We start from the raw sequence: 19,912 nt of genomic DNA, 5'->3' as shown, positions 1-19,912 counted from the left end.
TCCTGGTGCCCGTACGGGCAGCAGTGCCCTCAGTTCACCTGCCGCTCCCGCCCCTCCCAATAGGGCGTGCGCAGCTGCGCCTTCTTGATCTTGCCGCTGGGGGTGCGCGGGAGCGCGTCGATCCAGTCCACGGTCTTGGGGACCTTGAAGTCGGCCAGGCTCGCGCGGGCGTGGGCGAGGAGCGCCCGCGCGCGCAGGTCCGAGCCCTCGCGCCGCACCACGATCGCCTTGACGGCTTCGCCCCAGCGCTCGTCGGGGACGCCGATCACCGCGGCCTCGACCACGTCGGGGTGGGCGCACAGGACGCTCTCGATCTCGGCCGGGTACACGTTCTCGCCGGCGTAGATGATCATGTCCTTGACGCGGTCGTGGACGAAGACGAAGCCCTGCTCGTCCAGGTAGCCCGCGTCGCCGGTGTAGACCCAACCGTCGCGCAGCGTCGCCTCCGTGGCCTCGGGGCGGTTCCAGTAGCCGAGCATGTTGGCCGGCGAATGGACGCGGATCTCGCCCACCTCGCGGGGCGGCAGCGCGCGCCCCTCGCGGTCGATGATCTCGACCCGCACGCCCGGATAGGGCCGGCCGGCCGCCTTCAAGCGCTCGCCGCTGGGATCCAGGTGGTCCGCGTGGCGCAGGCACACCGCCGTGTTGCCCGTCTCCGTCAGGCCGTAGATCTGCGCGAACTCGCAGCCGAAGGTGTCCATGGCCCGCTCGAGCAGCGTCCTGGGGATCGGTGATCCGCCGTAGACGATCGCCTCGAGCGACGACCAGTCCGCACTCGCCGCCGCCGGCTCCGCCAGCACCATCTGCATCATCGCGGGGACCATGCAGACCTTGGTCACGCGGTGGCGTTGGACCTGGTCGATCACCTGCCCCGGGTTGAACGCGCGCAGGATCACGCCCGTCGCTCCCGCATTCAGCCCGGTCATGGCCCACCACAGCCCGCCGATGTGGAAGGACGGGATGTTCAGCAGACTCACGTCGTCGCCGCGCCAGCCGATCCAACCATCGCCAGCGGCGGCCATGGCGTCGACGACCGCGAAGAAGCTGCGGTTCGCGAGCACCACGCCCTTGGGCAGGCCCGTCGTGCCGCTCGTGTACATCTGCACCACCGGGTCGTCGGCGCTCTGTGTCAGGCACGGATCGATCGCCGGCGCCGCGTCGCGCCAGGCCGCATAGGCCGTCAAACCCTCGACCGCCCCTTCCAGGACCACGACCGTCGCCAGGCCCTCCAGATCGCCGATCGCCGCAGCGACCTTCGAGTAGAACTCCGCGTCCACGAACAGCACCCGCGCGCCCGAGTCCTCGAGGATGAAACGGATCTCCGGCGGGGCCAGGCGCCAGTTGATCCCCAAGGAGACCACCCCCGCTTTGGCGCAGCCCCCGATCACCTCGTAGACGTGGTCGCTGTCCCCGGCCAGGACTGCCGCCCGCGCCCCGGGCTCGCAACCTGCGGCCGCCAGGGCCTGGGCCACGCGATTGGTGAGTTCGTCGAGCGAGGAATAGGAGGTACGTCGCTCACCGAAGACGAAAGCCGTCCGGTCCCTGCACGCATGGGCCTGTCGGCGTAGGGTTTCGGCGAGGATCTGCCCTCCACCCCCACCGGCTGAACGGGGCGTCGATTGCGATTGCGTATGCATTGCGTTCCGATCGCGGAGGGGGCGGGCTGACGCCCCAAGGATCGAGAAGGTTCCACTATAGTCGGATCTGTCGCGGTGCTCCCCCCATCGCGGCCATGCGCCGGGGACCAATCAGGGCGCCGGCGCCCGGAACCGACCATGGCCAATCCTTCTGGACGATCCACATTGCAAGACCAAGCCACCGGCGCGCCGCCCAACCTGCATCTCCCGGCTGGCGCCGAGTTCCATCCGCCCGCGGCCGGCGCCATCGGGGCCGAGTTCCACGGGCTCGACCCACGCCAGGTGGACGGGACCCTCGCCGCGCGGATCCGCGACCTGGTCTGGGACCACAAGCTGGTCGTCTTCCGCGGCGTCGACCTGAGCGAGCCGGAGTACATCGCCTTCGCCCGCGCCCTCGGCGAGCCGCAGGTCTATTTCCAGCCCAACTACCACCACCCGCGGCACCCGGAGATCTTCGTCTCCTCCAACGTGCCCATGGACGGCCGCAAGGTCGGCGTGGCCAACACCGGGGCCTACTGGCACACCGACTACCAGTTCTTCCCCGAGCCGCTGCCGATGACCATGGTGCGGCCGATCGAGATCCCCTCGGGCAGTCGCGGCACGTCCTACGTCGACATGCAGCGCGCCCTGGAGGAGCTGCCGCCGGACCTGCGCGAGTTCGTGCTCGGCGCGCGGGCGATCCACGAGGCCAAGTGGCGCTACAAGATCCAGCCCAGCGACGTCGACAAGTCGATAACGCAGATCCTGGAGGAATTCGGCGCGGAGACGCCCACGGTCAGCCATCCGGCGGTCATCACCCATCCGGTAAACGGCCGCAGGTGCCTCTACGTCAGCCGCGGCTTCACGGTGGGCTTCGAGGGCCTGTCGATCGAGGCCGGGCGCCAGCGCCTGGACGCGATCCTCGAGCACGTGGAACGCGCCGACCTGGTGCACACCCACCTGTGGACCAAGGGCGACCTGCTCCTGTGGGACAACCGCCAGGTGATCCACCGCGCCGGCGGGGGCGCGAGCGGCGAGGCCAGCGTCAGCTACCGCATCGGCGTCTACGACGGCAGGCCCTTCTACGCCGACGAGCCGCGCGGGAGGCTCGTGTGAGCGCCGGGCCGCGATCGATCGGGGTCACCGACGAGCTCCTGGCCAGGGTGCTCACGCCCTACAGGGACAACTGTCGCTATCTGAAGTCGGCGGTGGTCGAACTGCCCGGCCACGCCCGCGCTGGCGATCCCCAGGCGGTGATCTACGGGCGCCTCGCCATCGGCGAGTCCTGCTACATCCAGGACACCGGCCACTTCAACTCGGTGGAGTTCAACCTCTGCTACAACCAACTGGTCTACGCCCTGATGGCCCAGGTGGTCGTCGGCGGGCTGCTGCCGGCCTTCGAGTCGTGGACCCTGGACGAGTACCTCGCGCGGCAACTGCCCGACGTGTTGATCCACGACTTCTCGAGCAAGTTCCACCGCCCCATGGCCACGGGCGACTTCGAGGGCACGGTCGAGATCGTCGACGCGGTGCAGCGCAGCCGCTTCCTGCTCGTGCACACGCGCTGCTCCTTCCGCGACGATGCGGGCGGCCACTCCCACGGGGACGTGTCGCTGGCGATCGTCGACCGCGCCGCGGGCACGGCCTCTCGGGAGCGCCGGGCCGCGGCCGCACCGGACGTCTCCCATAGCTAGGTAGCGGAACTTGGGCAGCCAATCCCAGGGGGCGCGCCGGGACGACCGGTTCCTCGACACGCTGGCGCGGGCGCCGCGGGTGGACCGCCGTCGGCGCTTGACCGATTGGCTCTGCGCGGAGCTGGTGACGTTCCTCGAGTTCGAGGCCGACGAGCGCATCGAGCCCGACGAGACCTTCCCGGACCTCGGCTTCGACTCCCTGCGCGCGGTCGACTTCAAGCTGTGGATCGAGGCGCGGCTGGACTGCCGGCTCGAGTCGACGCTGCTGTTCGACTGCCCCACGCCGGCGGCGCTGGTCGACTACTTGGCGCTGGTGCTGCGAGTGGACGTGGATCTGCCGCCCGCCGACGCGACCGACGACGAGGCGCGCGAGCGGCCCGGCGACCTCGCCGAGCTGGATCACGACCAGCTGCTCGACCTGGCCCGACGCCAGGCCGAGCTGCTGCGCGCCCGCGACGCCGCCGACCACGAGCCGATCGCCATCGTCGGCATGGCCTGCCGCTTCCCCGGCGGCGCCGACAGCCCGGCGGCCTACTGGGCGCTTCAGACCGAGGGTCGCGACGCCATCGGCGAGGTCCCGCCCGAGCGCTGGGCGGTGGACGAGTTCTTCGACCCCGACCCCGATGTGCCCGGGCGCATGTACACGCGCTGGGGCGGTTGGATCGACGGGCTCGACCGCTTCGACGCCGCCTTCTTCGGCATCTCGCCGCGCGAGGCCGAGCAGCTCGACCCCCAGCAGCGGATCCTGCTCGAGGTCGCCTGGGAGGCGCTCGAGCACGCCGGCATCGCGGCCGACTCCCTGGCCGGCACGGACACCGGCGTGTTCATCGGCAACCGCGGTGCCGACTACTACCAGGGCCAGACCGACTGGAACCCCGAGGACGCCGGCTCCTACTACGCCACCGGCAACTCGGCCTCGACCCTCGCGGGGCGCGTTAGCTACACCCTCGGGCTGACCGGTCCGTGCTTCGCCCTGGACACGGCCTGCTCGTCGTCCTTGGTAGCGCTGCACCAGGCCGTGCGGAGTCTGCGCGCCGGCGAGAGCGGCGCGGCGCTCGTCGGCGGGGTCAACGCGGTCCTCGACCCCTTCGGCACGATCTCGATCTGCAAGGCGCAGATGCTGTCGGCCGACGGGCGCTGCAAGACCTTCGACGCTGCCGCTGACGGTTATGTCCGCAGCGAGGGCTGCGGCGTGATCGTCCTGAAGACCCTCTCCCGCGCGCGCGCCGACGGCGACCGCATCCTGGCCCTGGTGCGCGGAACGGCCATCGACCAGGACGGGGCCAGCGGCGGCTTGACCGTGCCCAGTCGCCCGGGCCAGGCGCGAGTGCTACGCGCGGCCCTGGCCGATGCACGCGTCGCGCCGGGCGAGGTCGACTACGTGGAAGCCCACGGCACCGGCACGTCTCTCGGCGATCCGATCGAGGTCGCCGCGCTGGACGACGTGTTCGCGGCCGGGCGCGAGGGGCCGCTCTTGGTGGGTTCGGTCAAGACCAACATCGGCCACTGCGAGCCGGCCGCGGGCATGGCGGGGCTGATCAAGCTCGTGCTCGCCCTCGGGCACGAGCAACTGCCGCGGCACCTGCACCTGGAGCATCCCAACCCGCACATCGACTGGGAGCGCAGCTGTTGCCGCGTGACCACCGAGCCCACCTCCTGGCCCCGCGGGGCGCGGCGGCGGCTGGCGGGGGTGAGCTCCTTCGGCTTCAGCGGCACCAACGCCCACGCGGTGCTCGAAGAAGCGCCGGCGATCGATCCGGGCGCCATCTTGGCGCGGCGGCCCTGCGAGGTGCTGTGCCTGTCCGCGCGCTCGGAGCCCGCCCTGCGCCAGCTCGCGTCGCGGCATCTGGAGGCGATCCGCGCGGGCAACGACCTCGACCTCACGGCCTGGTGTCGCACCGCGGCCACGGGTCGCGAGCACTTCCACTGGCGCGCCGCACTGGTAGTGGAGGACCGCGCGCAACTCGAGCTGCGCCTGGCCGAGCTGGCCGTGGACGGCCCCCATGAAGCCGTCGGTCGCGCCGCCAGCCATCCGCCGCGCGTGGCCTTCCTGTTCACCGGCCAGGGCAGCCAGTACGCCGGCATGGCGCGCGAGCTGCACGCCACCGAGCCCGTCTTCCGCGCGGCCCTCGAGCGCTGCGAAGTCGCCCTCGCACCGCACCTCGACGTGCCCCTGCGCGAAGTTCTGTTCGGCAACCACACCGATCGCCTGGCGCGCACCGACGCCACCCAGCCCGCGCTGTTCGCCGTCGAGGTCGCGTTGGCCGAGCTGTGGCGCTCGGTCGGCGTCGAGCCCACCTGGGTCCTGGGCCACAGCGTCGGCGAGTACGCGGCCGCGGTGGTCGCGGGGGTGATGTCCCTCGAGGCTGCCGCCGCGCTCGTCGCTGCGCGCGGACGCCTGATGGTCGCGCACACCGCGCCCGGCGCGATGGTCGAGGTGTTGGCCGAGCCGGGGGCCCTCGCTGCACACCTGGCCGGCCACGAGACCGACCTCGGCATCGCCGCGATCAACTGCGAGGCGCGCGTGGTCGTCTCGGGCACGCCCGCCGCGATCGAGCGCTTGACGGGTGAGCTCGACGCCGCCGGCCATCGGCACAAGCCCCTCGACGTCAGCCACGCCTTCCACTCGCCGTTGATGGAGCCGATGTTGGCCGCCTTCGCCGAGTGCGCGCGCGGCGTGGAACTGCACGAGCCGCGGGTCGGCTTCCGCTCGTGCCTGGACCCGAGCGACGACCGCCCGGCCCTGACCGACCCGAGCTACTGGGTAAGGCACGTGCGCGAGCCGGTGCGCTTCCACGCGGGCGTCCGCGCCCTGGCTGCCGACGGCGTCGAGATCCTGTTGGAGCTGGGCGCGACGCCGGTGCTGCTGGGCCTCGCGCGGCGCTTCCTCGAGGACGGCGGACAGCGCTTCGTGCCCAGCCTGCGCCAGGGACGCTCCGACGCGCGCACCTTCGCCGAGGCCCTGGCACAGCTGCACGTGGCCGGCGTTCCGATCGATTGGTCCGGGCGTGACCGCGGAGAGCCCGCGCGGCGGGTGGACCTGCCGACCTACCCCTTCCAACGCCAGCGCTTCTGGGTCGCGGCGAACCGCGGAGCGCGCCGCCCTGGCGGTGAGCACCCGCTGCTCGGTCGACGATTGGACCTCGCGACCCTCGACCCCGGGCGGGCCCTGTTCGAGACCGAGCTCGGCGCCGCCCGGCCCGCCTTCATCGCCGACCACCGCGCCGGCGGACGCGTGGTCTTCCCCGGCGCGGGCTACGCGGAGGCGCTGCTCGCCGCGGGCGCGGCCCTGGACGGCGAGGGCCCGCTCTGCCTCGAGGGTCTCGCGATCGAAGCGCCGCTCTTCCTCGGCGACGAGCCGACTGCGGTGCAGGTCGCGGCCGCGCCGAGCGAGGCCGGGCGGCGTCGCGTCGAGTTCTTCGCCCGCGCCAGCCACGCGCCGGGCTGGAAGCGCCACGCCTCGGCGACGGTCGGTCCGCTGGACGCCGCGAACGAGACCGTCGACCTCGACGCCTGGCGCGCCGCCGCCACCGAGGCCGTGGACGTGGCCGGCTACTACGCCAACCTCGACGCCCGCGGCCTGGGCTACGGGCCCGCCTTCCGCCCCATCCGCGAGTTGCACCGCGGCGACGGCCTGTGCGTCGCGCGGGTCAGCGTGGATGGGGCCGGCGAGCGCCGCGCGCGCGCCATGGGCTTGGATCCGGCCCTGCTCGACGGTTGCCTGCAGACGGTCGGGCAACTGACGGACGACGCCGCGGCCGGCGCGCTTTACCTGCCGGTGGGCATCGATCGATTGGAGCTGCACCGGCGCGGTGCGGCCAGCGTCTGGTGCCGCGCTGAACGGGCCGCGGGCGAAGTGGGCGGCACGCACCTGTCGATGGACCTCGACCTCGTCGACGACCACGGCGCCCCCGTGGCGCAGGTGCGCGGCCTGCGACTGGTGCGTACGGATCCCTCCGCTCTCCTCGCACGGGAGGCACCGCTCGAGACCCTCGGTCACGTGCTGCGCTGGCGTTCCCTGCCCGGCTCGCCCGCAGCGGCGGCGCCGCCCGAGCGTTGGCTGTTGGCGGGGGACGGCGCCGGACTCGCGGCCGAGCTGGCGCGACAGTTGAAGGACGCCGGCGCCGCGTGCGAGCGCATCGGCGACGTCGCGGGCCTCGACGTCGAGGCCTGGCGCACGCGCCTCGAGGCGTCGGCGTGCGAGGTGCTGCTGTGCCTGTGGCCCCTGGGCGAGCGCGCCCAGGACGATCTCTGCGCTCCCCTCCTCGCGCCCACCCTGCCCCTGGCGCGGGCCCTCGACGGCCTCGATCGACCGCCGCCGCGCCTGGTCTTCGTGACCCGCGGAGCCGTGGCCGCCGGCCCCGGCGCGGGCCTGCCGGACAACGACGCGGCGACCTTGATCGGCCTCGGCGCGACCTTGGAGCTCGAACAACCCGCTTGGCGCTGCACGCGCCTGGACCTGGACCCGGGCCTCGATCCGCGGCGCGCCCTTGCAGGCGACGCAGCCGTCGACGCCGAGCGGATCCTGTCCGAGCTGCGCTCCGCGGGCGACGAGCGCCAGGTGGCCTGGCGCGGCACCGAGCGCTTCGCCGCGCGCCTGGTCCGCTTCGACGAGGCCGAGCGCGAGGGCCTGCGCCCGCCCCGCGGCGACGCCTGGCGCCTGCGCTCCACCGAGTACGGCGTGCTCGAGCGCATCGAGTGCAAGAGCGCGCCGCGCCGCGCCCCCGGAGCGGGCGAGGTCGAGATCGCCGTGGAGGCCGCAGCCCTCAACTTCAAGGACGTGCTCTTCGCGCTCGGAATGCTGCGCGAGTTCACGGGGCTCGAGCGCGCCCAGGACCAACCCCTGGGGATGGAGTGCGCCGGACGCGTGGTGCGCGTGGGACCGGGCGCGCGGGGCCTAGCGCCGGGCGACGCGGTGCTCGCCAGCGCGCCGGACACCCTGGCCAGCCACGTGGTCGTGCCGGCCAGCGCCGTCGCGCCGCGCCCGGCGGGCTGCACCTTCGCCGAGGCCGCGGGCCTGCCCACGGTCTTCATGACCGCGCTGCATTCGCTCGAGCGCACGGCAAGGCTGCGACGGGGCGAGCGCGTCCTGATCCACGCGGCAGCGGGCGGCGTGGGCCTCGCGGCGATCCAAGTCGCTCGGCGCGCGGGCGCGGAGCTCTTCGCCACCGCCAGCCGCGGCAAGTGGCCGCACCTGCGCGCGCTCGGCGTGGAGCACCTCTTCGACTCGCGCTCGACCGACTACGCGGACGAGCTGCTCGCCGCCACCGGCGGCCGCGGCGTCGAGGTCGTGCTCGACAGCCTCGCCGGCGACCACGTCGAGCCGTCGCTGCGCTGCCTGGCGAAGGGCGGTCGCCTGGTCGAGATCGGCAAGCTCGAGGTCTGGACTCCCGAGCGGGTCGCAGCCAAGCGGCCGGATGTGAGCTACACCCAGTTCGACCTGGCGGATCTCTTCGCCGCCGATCCGGACCTGCAGGCGAGCCTGTTGGCGGACCTGACCCGCGGCTTCGCGGCCGGCGAATTCACCGCCCTCCCCACGCGCACCTTCGCCCCGCGCGACACGGTGGCGGCCTTCCGCGCCCTGGCCCAGGGGCGCTCGATCGGCAAGCTCGCGATCGACCTGGGTGCCGCCGACCGCGACGACGCGCCGCCGGCGGTGCGCGGCGATCGGGCTTACCTGATCAGCGGCGGACTCGGCGCTCTGGGCTTGCACGTGGCGCGGGGTCTGGCACGTCAAGGCGCCGGCGAGCTACTGCTCGTCGGACGGCGCGCGCCCGAAGGCGACGTTTTGCGCGCAGTCGACGACCTGCGGGCAGCCGGCGCGCAAGTAGCGACGGCCGCCTTCGACATCGGTGACGCGACGTCGCTCGACAAGGCCCTCGACGGACTCGCCCTGCCCCTGGGCGGCGCGGTGCACGCGGCCGGCGTGCTCGAGGACGGGCTCCTGACCGGCGCCGATGTGGCGCGCTTCGAACGCGTCCTCGCGCCCAAGCTCCGTGGCGCGCGGACCATCGCGCAGGCCGTCGACCGGCGCGGCGCCGATTGGTTCGTGAGCTTCTCGTCCATGGCGGCGATGGTCGGCTCGCCGGGGCAGTCCGCCTACGCGGCCGCCAACGCCTGGCTCGACGCCCAGTCAGACGCGCGGCGCGCGCGGGGCGCCCACGGCCTGGCGATCGCCTGGGGACCCTGGAGCGGCGGCGGCATGGCCTCGCGCGGGGACGAGCGCCACCGGGCGCAGTTGGAACAGCTCGGCCTGCGCCCGATCTCGCCGGGGATGGGGCTGGCCTTCCTGTTGGCAGCCCTGCGCGTCGGCGAGGCGCGCCTGGGCGCGTTCTCGATCGATTGGCAGCGTTGGTCGGCGCGCTACGCGGGCCAGGCGCCCGGCCTGCTCGACGAGTTGGGCGGAGAGGCCTCCGCGCCGAAGGGCGACGACGACTCCGCGACCCTCGCCGCGATCGAAGCGGCGCCGGCCGAGCAGCGGCTCGAGCTCTTGACCAGCGCCCTGCGCGCGCAACTCGCGCGGGTGCTCGGCTTCGCGTCGCCCGAACAACTCGACGTGCGCGCCCCCTTCGTGGACCTGGGCCTCGATTCCCTGCTCGCGGTCGACCTGCGGCATCGGCTCGAGTCGACCTTCGCCTGCAGCCTCGCCGCCACGCTGATCCTCGACCATCCGGATGTCGCCGCCCTCGCGGCGCACCTGAACGGGATCCTCGACGAGCGGCGCACGGCCGCCGCGGCCGACGACGAAGCGCTGTTGGCCGAGCTGGCCGAACTCTCCGACGAGGAGGTCGCGCGCCTGCTCGCGGAGGAACGCGCCGATGGCTGAGGACGGCGCAGAACGTCCGCAGCTCGACGCCGCGCGGCTGGAGCTCTTGCGCCGCCGCCGCGCCGCGGCGGAGCGAGAGGCCCAGGCGGCGGCGACGATCCCCAAGGCACCGGCGGGTCCCGCGCCCCTCTCCTTCGCCCAGGAGCGCTTCTGGTTCCTGCAGCGACTGGAGCCCGAATCGGCCGAGTACAACGTCGCGGGCGCGGTCCGCCTCGAGGGCGAGCTGGACCGCGGCGCCCTGCGCGCGGCCTTCGACGGGCTGCTCGCGCGCCACGCGGCCCTGCGCACGGGCTTCCCAGCCGAGGGGGGCGTGCCGCGTCAGGTGGTCGCGCCGGATGCCAGCGTGGCGCTCGTCAGCGAGACGGCACACGGTGCGGAGGGAGCCTGGACCGCTGCGCGGCTGCGTGGGTTCGCCCTCGAACCCTTCGACCTCGAACGCCCGCCGCTCCTGCGCGCCCTGCACCTGGAGCTGTCGCCGACCGAGCACCTGGTGGCCGCGGCCATGCACCACATCGCCACCGACGGTTGGTCGGTGCGGATCATCGTGCGCGAGTTGGCCCAGCTCTACGCGCGGGCCCTGGTCGGCGGCGAGGGCCCGCCGCCCCTGCCGGTGACCTACGTGGACTACGCCGCCTGGCAACGGCGGGAGTCCGAGCTCCTGCGCCTGCGCGCCCTCGCCCAGGACTGGCGGCACGCCCTGGCCGATGCGACGACGGGCGCGGAGTTGCCGCTCGATCGCCCGCGACCGGCCCTGGTCGCGCGCGAGGGCGACCATCGGCGGGTGTCGGTCACGCCCGGCGTCGCCGATGGCCTGCGTGGCCTCGCCCGCGCCGAGGGAACGACGCTCTTCGTCGTACTCCTTTCGAGCTTCCAAGTGTTGCTGCATCGCATCTGCCGCCAGGAGGACCTGATCGTCGGCACGCCCTGGGCGGGCCGCGATCGACGCGAGATCGAGGGCGTGGTCGGCGCCTTCGTGAACACCCTGCCCTTGCGATCACGGCATGTGGCGCGAGAGGGCTTCAGCGCCCATCTGGCGCGCACCAAGGCCGTCTTCCGCGACGCCGTGGCCGTGGCAGAGCTGCCCTTCGAGCAGCTCGTCGCCGAGCTGTCGCCCCCGCGCGACCCAGGGCGCACGCCGCTGTTCGACGTCTTCTTCGACATGGGTGTGCCGCGGCCCACTCCGCCGTGGCACGGGCTGCGCGCGACCGAGGTGCCCGTCGAGACCGGTCTGGCCCTGTTCGACCTGTCGCTCGGGGTCGAGGACCTGGGCGAGGGTGGCTTGGCCGGACGCTTCGACTTCAGGACGGCGTTGTTCGAGGGGGCGACCATCGAGCGCATCGGTCGCGCGTGGCTCGAGCTGCTCGCCGCTGCGGTTCGCGAGCCGAGGCGCCCCCTCGAGGAACTGCCGCTCGTCTCCGCCTCCGATCGCCGCGTCCTGCTCGAAGCCGGGCGCGGCCCCCGACTCGACGTCGACTTGCGAGCGACCGTCCACCGCCGGTTCGGCGAGCGTGCGCGCCGAGCCCCGACCGCGACGGCCCTGCGGGAGGGGTCTCGCGTGGTGACCTACGCGGAGCTCGACGCACAGTCCGATCGCCTCGCCGGGCACCTGGTCGCGGCGGGTGTCGAAGCCGACGTGCCCGTGGCGACCTTCCTGCCGCGCTCGATCGACGCGATCGTCGCCGTGCTCGCGATCTGGAAGGCGGGCGGCGCCTACCTGCCCCTGGACCCCGAGGATCCGGTCCAACGCACGGCCCTCTTGCTGGCGGACGCCGACGCGCGGCTGGTCTTGACCCACGCCGACCTGCGCGCGGCCCTGCCGGCAACGTCTGCCGTGGGGGTGGTCCTCGACGACGACGCCACCCTCGCGGAGCTCGCGGCGCGTCCTGATGGGCCCTTGGAGGTCGAGCTCGAGCCGACCTCGATCGCCTACGTGATCTACACCTCGGGCTCCACCGGCCGACCCAAGGGCGTGGCCGTGCCCCACCGCGCCCTGGCCAACCACCTGGCCTCGGGGGCGGTCAACTTCGCCTTCGGTACGGACGATCGCTTCCTGCTGCGGACGCCGTTCACGTTCGACGCGTCCCTGTGGGAGATCGTGCATCCGCTCACGAGCGGCGCCGAGCTGGTGGTCGCGCCGCCGGGCGTGCACCGCGATCCGCGGCGCCTGCTACAGCTCGTGGCTGACTGCGGGATCACGGTGCTGCAGGCGGTGCCGTCGATGCTGCGCTCCTGGCTCGAGGGCGACGGCCTCTCGCGCTGCACCGCCCTGCGCCACCTGATCTGCGCCGGCGAGCGACTCTCGCACGACCTGGCCGAGCGCTTCTTCGAGGTCGCGCCACCCGGCGCCGCCCTCCACAACCTCTACGGTCCCTCCGAGGCCTGCATCGACGCGACCTGGTTCACCTGCGCGCCGGGGGATCGGCGCGGGCGCGGGTCGGTGCCGATCGGCAGGCCACTCCACAACGTCGAGGCCCATGTCGTCGACGGTTCGATGCAGCCGCTGCCGATCGGGATGTCGGGCGAGCTGCTCGTCGGCGGCGCCGGGCTCGCGCGGGGCTACCTCGGCGACCCGCTGCGAACGGCCGAGCGCTTCCTGGACGATCCCCTGGGGAGCGGACGCATGTACCGCACCGGCGACCTGGTGCGGCGGCTCGAGGGCGGCGAGCTGGAGTTCCTCGGGCGCGTGGACCAGCAGGTGAAGATCGCCGGGCAGCGCATCGAGCTGGGCGAGATCGAGGCGGTGCTGGCCCAGCATCCGGGAGTTCGCGAGGCCGCGGTCGACGCGCGGCCGGGGCCGGGCGGGCTGCTGCGGCTGCTGGCCTGGGTGATTCCGGCGCAGGCCGATGGTGCGGAGACCTTGCCGCTGGAGCTGCAGGCCTACCTCGCGGCGCGCCTGCCGCGACACATGTGCCCCGCGGCGATCGGCACGGTGAATGCCATGCCCCTGGCGCCGAGTGAGAAGCTCGATAGGCGGGCCCTGCCGGAGATCGAGGTGACCGCGACTGCGCCGAGCGAGCCGCCCCGCGGAGACCTGGAGCGCCGCATCGCCACCCTCGTCGGCGAGCTGCTCGAGGTCGACGCCGTCGGCCGCGACGACGACTTCTTCGGCCTCGGCGGTCAGTCCCTGCTCGCCGCGCAGCTCGCCGCGCGCCTGCGCGACGAGACCGGCGTCGACGTCGACCTCTTGGCGTTCTTCGAGCGGCCGACCGTGTCGTGGCTGGCGCGGACGATCGAGTGCGGGGCCGCCGGGACCACCGAGACACCGAATGAGCCCCTCGCCGGCGATCCGCCCCTCTCCTTCGCCCAGGAGCGCCTGTGGATCCTCGACCGGCTCGAGCCTGGTTCCACCCACTACAACGTGCTCGGCGGCCTGCGGCTGGAGGGGCCGGTGGACTCCGTCGCCCTGCAGGCCGCGCTGCGCGCGGTTCAAGCGCGCCACTCGGTCTGGCGCACGAGCCTGGTCGAGCGCGATGGGCGCCCGGTTCAAGTGGTCGCTGGTGATGTCGAGTTGGTCGTCGCCCGCGAGGACCTGCGCGGATCGTACGACCCCCGTTCCGCGGCGCACGCGCTCGCAGAGGCAGAGGCGCGGCACCGGTTCGATCTCGCCGCTGGCCCCCTGGTGCGCGCGCAGCTGTGGACGTTGGGAGCGGATCAGCACTGGCTCGTGCTGAATCAGCACCATGCGATCACCGACGGGGCGTCGCTCGGGATCCTGGCCCGGGAGCTGGGCGAGCACTACCGCGCTGCGATCGGCGGCGAGAGCTCGAGTCTGCCCACGTTGCAGACGACCTATGGCGAGCTTGCGGCGCGCCAGCGACGGGCGCTGACCGAGGAACGGCGCGGGGCCCTGTTGCGTGCCGCGCACGAGGAGTTGGACGGGGCTCCGGAGACGGTGGCCCTGCCCACCGATCGTCCGCGTCCGGCGCGCCGCGATCACCGGGGCGAGAGCCTGGAGTTCCGCTTCGAGGCCCAGTTGTCGTCGGCCGTGCGAGCCTTTGCGCGCGCGCGACGGACCACGCCCTTCGCGGTGCTGTTGGGTAGCTTCGCGGCGCTGCTGCACCGCATGATCGGGGAGGGGGACTTCGTGGTCGGCACCGCGGTGGCCAATCGCAACGCGCCGGGCGCCGAGCACCTGTTGGGGTTGTTCGTCAACGCGGTGCCCCTGCGACTGTCGGCCGGGGGTGACCAGGGGCTCGCGGGAGTCGTCGACGGAGCGACCGCCGCCCTGCGCCGCGGCCTGGCCCGCGCCGAGCTACCGTTCGAGCAGCTCGTCGAGGAGCTGGCGCCGGCGCGCGATCCGTCCCGCGCTCCGCTGTTCCAGATCTCCTTCGACACCCTCGGCACCGCGGCGGTGGAGCTCGACTTCGGATCGGTGCGGGCGACGGAGCTCGAGTTCCCGGGGACCCGCGCGAAGCTCGACCTGGCGATCGCCATCGACGAGCGGGGCGAGGACCTCGCCGCGCGGATCGAGTTCGCCACCGACGTCTTCGACCGCGCGACGGTCGAGCGCCTGTGGTCGCACTTCGCGCGGCTCTTGGCGCAGGGCTTGGCGGCGCCGGAGCGGGGGATCGGCGAGTTGAAGTTGCTCGACGAATCGCAGCGGCGCGAGCTGGTCGAGCTGGGCCGCGGCGCCGCCGCGCCCGCGGGCGAGGAGACCTGCGCCCATCGCTTGGTCTTCGGCGGCCAGGCGCGGCCCCGCGCGGTGGTCTGGTCCGGGGGCGCCTGGAGCCTGGCCGAGCTGGAGCAGCGCGCCCGGCGCTGCGCGGCAAGCCTCGCGGCGCGAGGGGTCGGGCCGGGCGCGATCGTGACCCTCGAGTGCGGGGCGACACCGGCGCGCATCGCGGCCTTCCTCGGCGTCTGGCTGTGCGGAGCCGCCTGGTTGGTGCTCGACCCGGCCGATCCGGAGCCCCACCGCGCCCGCCTGGCCGAGCGCGCGGGCGTGCGCCTGCGCCTGGATTCGTTGGGCGTCGACGCGCTCGCAGCGGGCCCCGCGCCCGAAGCCGACCTCGACCGCGGCTCCCCCGAAGCGCCGGCCTACGTGATTGCGACCTCGGGCACCACCGGCGAGCCGAAGTTGGCCGTGATCCCCCACCGCGCCCTCGCGCACCACGCGCGGGCCGCGGCGCAGCTCCACGGGATCGGCGCGGGGGATCGGGTTCTGCACCGGATCCCAGCCGTGTTCGATGCGGCGCTGCTCGAGTGGTTCACGCCCCTGGCCGCCGGAGCGGAGCTGCACCTGGCGGACGAGGCCGAGCGGTCGGACCCCGCGGCCTACCTGCGGCGCGCGGCGCAGGTCGGCGTGACGCTCCTGGTCGGCGTGCCGGCTTGGATCGGGGCGCTGGTCGCCGATCGCGGGCGCATCGCACAGTTGGACGGACTGCGGCGGATCCTGTGCGGCGGCGAGGCCATGCTGGCGGAGCTGCCGCGGCGCGTGGCGGAGCTCGGCCGGCCGATCGAACTGTTCAACCTCTACGGGCCCGCGGAGTGCTGCATCGACGCGGCGTTCCATCGCTGCGAAGCGAGCGAGAGCGGCCCGCCGCCCCTCGGGCGCCCCTTCCCCGGCGCGCACCTGGCGATCATCGACGCGAGGGGCGCGTTGGTTCCACGCGGCGTGGTCGGTGAGTTGGTCGTGGGCGGACGCGGCGTCGGCCTCGGTTATCTCGGCAGCGATGAGTTGACTGCCCAGCGCTTCGAGGTCGACCCGTTCGGCGACGGCGGAGCGCGGCGCTACCGCACCGGCGACCTGGCCCGCTGGCGCGCCGACGGCTCGCTCGAATTCGTGGGGCGCGCGGATCGCGAGGTGAAGGTCCGCGGCCGCCGGGTGGAGCCGGGGGCGATCGAGGCGGCCCTCGGCGAGCTCCCCGGCGTGCGCGAGGCGGCGGTGACCGCGCGGCGGGCGGGCAGCGCGATCCAACTGGTGGCCCACCTGGCCGGGGCGGGCCTGGAGGTCGACCGGCTGCGCGCCGAAGTCGCGAGACGCCTGCCCGAGGCGTGGATCCCCGCCCGCTGGGACCTCGTCGAACGCCTGCCGCGCCTGGTCAGCGGCAAGCTCGATCTGGTGGCCCTCGCCCGGCGCGAAGGCCAGGTGCCGAGCGAGGCCCAGGTCGCCCCGCGCAATGACCTGGAGCGCCGCATCGCCGCGCTGTTCGCCCAAGTCCTCGGCGTCGAGGCCCCCGGGGTGACCGCCGACTTCTTCGACCTGGGCGGCAGCTCCCTGTCCGCCATCGACCTGGCCGTGCGGCTGCGCGACGAGCTGGGCGTGGAGCTGCCCCTGCCGGACTTCATGGCGACACCGACGATCGAGAGCGCGGCGCGCCTGGTCGACGGCGGCGAGAGCGCCGCGAGCGAACCAGTCGGCCCCGCGCGGTTGCGCGCCGAGGCCCGGCTGCCCGAGGAGGTGCGGCCTGCCGAGGGAGGGCTGCGGCCCCATCCCCCGCGCCGGGTCCTCCTGACCGGCGCGACGGGCTTCCTCGGCGCCCACCTGCTGCGGGCCCTCGTCGATGCGGGGGTCGAGCGCGTCGACTGCCTGGTGCGGGCTTCGAGTCCGTCGGACGCTCGCCGTCGCCTCGAGGCCAACCTCGAGCGCTATCGCCTGCGCAGCGCCGAGGTCGACCGCGCCCTGCACCCCCTCGCCGGCGACCTCGCCGCGCGGGGGCTCGGGATCGAGCGCGCCGGTCGCGGCGGTGCTGCCGACGCCGCCAGGTCGCCCGAGACCTCGCGTTCCACAGGCCCCGCCGACAACACCGGCCAAGTCAGTCCCGATCGCCTTCCCGACTCCACCGACCTGGACTCCATCGACGCCATCGTCCACTGCGGCGCAGCGGTGGACTTCGTGCGCGGCTACGACGCCCTGGCACCGATCAACGTCGGCGGGACCCTCGAGGTCCTGCGCCTGGCCTGCCGCACCGGCGCCGCCGTGCACTTCATCTCGACCATCGGCGTCGCCGCCCCCCCGAACCTCGGCCCCGACGCGACGGTGTTCGAAGACGGCGACCTCGAGCAGCTCATCGGCCACACCGAGGGCTACGAGCAGTCCAAGTGGGTCGCCGAGGCCCTGGTGCGCGAGGCCGGCCGTCGCGGCCTCCCTGTCGCGATCCACCGCCCCGGCCGCGTCGCCGGCAGCGCCACCACCGGCATCTGGAGCCCCGACGACCTCGCCGCCCGCGCCATCCGCGGCTCCTTCGCCCTCGGCCTGGCTCCGGCCATCGACCTCCCCGTCGACGTGACCCCCGTCGACGTCCTGGCCCGAGCCATCGCCCACCTGGTCCGGTGCCGCCGTCCCGATGGCGCCACCTACCACCTGCTGCACCCGACCCCGACCCCTTTCGACGCCCTCTACCGCCGAGCCATCGAGCGCGGTCTGACAATACGCCTAGTGGACCAGCGGACATGGCGCGCCGCCGCCATCACCGCCGCCAACGGCAACCGTAGCCACCCCCTCTTCCCCCTGCTCACCCGACTGCGCGCCGCCACCGAAGCCGGCGACGACAGGGATCTGGTGCCCGATCGGGACCTACCACTTTTGGATCGCTCGAACGCCGAGCGCGACTTGGCCCGCCTAGATGAGCCTTGGCCCTTGGTTGACAATCGAGTCCTCGACCGGTGGGCGGAGCACTTTCGTCGCGGTGTCGCACACATTGCGGATCGATCGGGCAAGGAGGTGCCGCACTAGGATTGGAACACCGTGACGCGTACGACACCGCTCGCGGGGGAGCCCTCAGCGGATGCGTACCGCGATCGATTGACTGCCAACCAGGCTCACACTTGTGACGGGCCGTTCTTGTCCGCCTGCCTGCCGGGGCCCGGCGGGCGTCAGGTCGAGCGTCGACCCGGATGGCGCGACGACGGTCAGGGTCGATGGAACCTCACTGGCAACGACTCGCGCGATCGAGTATCGGATGCCGTGCCAGGTCAGGTTCACGCGGTAGACACCCGAGAACTCGGGGCTCGTCGACAGCTCCACGTCGTACTGCTGGCGGCGTGCCGACGCCCAACTGCCCGAGCTGTCCGGCATCAATCCGGCTAGCTCGAGCGGCTCACCGGCCTCGTCGATCATCACGAGCAGAACCGGGCTTCGGAGCAGGGCTGAAGCGGAGATCTCGACGTTCGACTTCATCGTGGAGTAGGTCGCATCGCCGTCGCCTCGCCTCTCCCCGACTTCGGGGCGAACTCGTAGTTCCCCTGCGTCCTCGACCAACTCGACGCGGGCAGCGATCCTGGCGGGCGAGGTCCCGTATGGCCCTTCGACGAACGCTCCACAGAGCAGGGCCCGCGAAGGCGCCCTCTCGACCAGTGGAATCCAGTTGCGAACCACGAGCCCTTCGTCGAGCCGCTCGATCACGATGGGGTCGACAACGGTGAAGCTCTCGACTGCGAGCAAGTCGACGTCCAACTCACGCCTCTCGACTTCTCGTCCATCGAGACTGATGGTGAGGCCGAGTGTCGCACCCGTGCCGAGCCGCTCGAGTCGCTCCACCACGAGTGGTGTCAGGTCAGGAGCCACCTCGATCTTCGCACCGCCCGATCTAGCCAGCACCATGCTTTCGGCACCACCTCCTAAGTGCCCGCCTTCGTCACCTCGCGCACTCAAGCTCCATTCGATCGAGACGGACTGAGCCTCGGACAGCTGGTCCTCACCCAAGTCGAATTCCAGAGAGACTTCTGCGCCCAGGTTCGTCACGAGCCGACAGGGGGCCCCGTCTTCTGCAGCGATCGCATGGCAATAGCCGACCCTGCCCTCGCCTTCACGACACGCCGTGATCAGGTATCGCATCCCAGCGATCAAGTTCTGGAATTCGAATCCGCGCCCTACTCGACTGGCAGGCAGGACCTGCAAGGACTGCAGCTGGCCGGCGCCAGGCTCGTAGGCCAAGCCCTCCGCGAGTCGCGCCTCGACCCTCCATCCAGCCACACTCGATTCGATCTGTTTGCCACCTTCCGTTGCGAGCAGGACGCGGATGCTGCCCTTCGGCAATCCGAGCGGACCGGCGATCTGCTCCAGATCGACGACTTGGCGGTGGCCGCTCGAGAGCTCGGTCGGGTAGACGAAGCTCCCGATCCCACGGAGCACGAATCCGACCTCGAGCTCATCGAGGCCGATGGACCGCAGTTGAGCTACGGAGAGCACGACCTCCAACGCGCCATCTACGACTCCACTCGAGGTGGCCTGCAGCGCCGTCTCGCGGTCCGAGCCTGTCAAGCGCACGTCCGGTTCGACTCCGAGGATCTGATCGCAAAGCGCACGCGGCCGAACGGAGAGCCACAGGTCGGGCGAGAGGTTGACGGCTTCTCCGCGCGCGGCGTTCCCACGCACCTCGACCAGGCTGCACTCGTGGGGCACGTGCCCACGCGCGCGGATGGTCAGAGTCGCGTTGACCGGCGACGATCCGACGTCGATCGCGATATGGTCCGACGCGTCGGCGCGAGTGAACGAGATTGCCCCTGTGGACCCGCGCACAGTCAGATCCTGAAGCGGTAGCCCGGACTCAGACGCCACGCGAAACTCGATAAATGCCTCGGTCGATTCCTCCCTCAGCCCGGAATCGGCGCGGACGCGAGGGGGCCTCCCTCTTGTTGGCGGGGAAACACTCAATGGCTGGGCGGCCGTGCTCCCATCGACGTGGTCTCGGGCAAGGCGCGTCGAAGTCATCCCGGCCCCGGCCAACGCCCGGGGAGCATCGCCCGTTCCGTTGGGCGAGGAGAGGATCACCAGGCATAGAGCGGCGACCCCCGCGGCTACGAGTCCCCACTCGAGCTGACTGGTGGAAGCTGGTGAA

At 72.8% G+C, this 19,912-nt stretch carries 6 protein-coding genes; 4 read left to right on the top strand and 2 right to left on the bottom strand.

Going from position 1 to position 19,912, the window contains the following annotated elements:
- Window positions 1–29: 29 nt before the first annotated feature.
- Window positions 30–1,637: a long-chain-fatty-acid--CoA ligase gene (locus tag Pla133_RS02520; RefSeq protein ID WP_145062065.1), complete on the bottom strand. Its 1,608-nt coding sequence runs from the start codon at window positions 1,635–1,637 to the stop codon at window positions 30–32.
- Between the two features lie 165 nt (window positions 1,638–1,802).
- On the opposite strand from Pla133_RS02520, the gene Pla133_RS02515 reads away from it, so the two are divergent.
- The 4 genes from Pla133_RS02515 to Pla133_RS02500 are packed head-to-tail and all read left to right on the top strand — an operon-like array spanning window position 1,803 to window position 17,808.
- Window positions 1,803–2,732 carry a TauD/TfdA dioxygenase family protein gene (locus Pla133_RS02515; protein ID WP_419192051.1) on the top strand — a complete coding sequence of 310 codons (930 nt, stop codon included), beginning with the start codon at window positions 1,803–1,805 and terminating at the stop codon, window positions 2,730–2,732.
- Window positions 2,729–3,310, top strand: a complete 582-nt coding sequence (locus Pla133_RS02510) for an FcoT family thioesterase (RefSeq protein ID WP_419192050.1) — start codon at window positions 2,729–2,731, stop codon at window positions 3,308–3,310. The genes Pla133_RS02515 and Pla133_RS02510 overlap by 4 nt, the downstream gene beginning before the upstream one ends.
- Window positions 3,311–3,320: 10 nt before the next feature.
- Window positions 3,321–10,136 (top strand): type I polyketide synthase, encoded by a 6,816-nt coding sequence (locus Pla133_RS02505; RefSeq protein ID WP_145062059.1) that lies wholly within the window; start codon window positions 3,321–3,323, stop codon window positions 10,134–10,136.
- A complete protein-coding gene (locus Pla133_RS02500) occupies window positions 10,129–17,808 on the top strand; it encodes a non-ribosomal peptide synthetase (protein ID WP_145062057.1) in 7,680 nt (2,559 codons plus the stop codon). Before Pla133_RS02505 ends, Pla133_RS02500 begins: the two co-directional genes overlap by 8 nt.
- A 45-nt stretch (window positions 17,809–17,853) precedes the next feature.
- On the opposite strand, the gene Pla133_RS02495 is transcribed toward Pla133_RS02500, so the two are convergent.
- The gene (locus tag Pla133_RS02495; RefSeq protein WP_145168258.1) at window positions 17,854–19,845 is read right to left on the bottom strand and encodes a hypothetical protein; all 1,992 of its coding nucleotides are present in this window, start codon (window positions 19,843–19,845) and stop codon (window positions 17,854–17,856) included.
- Between the last annotated feature and the right edge of the window lie 67 nt (window positions 19,846–19,912).

Source organism: Engelhardtia mirabilis (genome assembly GCF_007748095.1).
Taxonomy (GTDB): Bacteria; Planctomycetota; UBA1135; order UBA1135.
The sequence above is the reverse complement of the archived record's forward strand: the minus strand, read 5'-3'. Positions and strand labels throughout refer to the sequence as shown.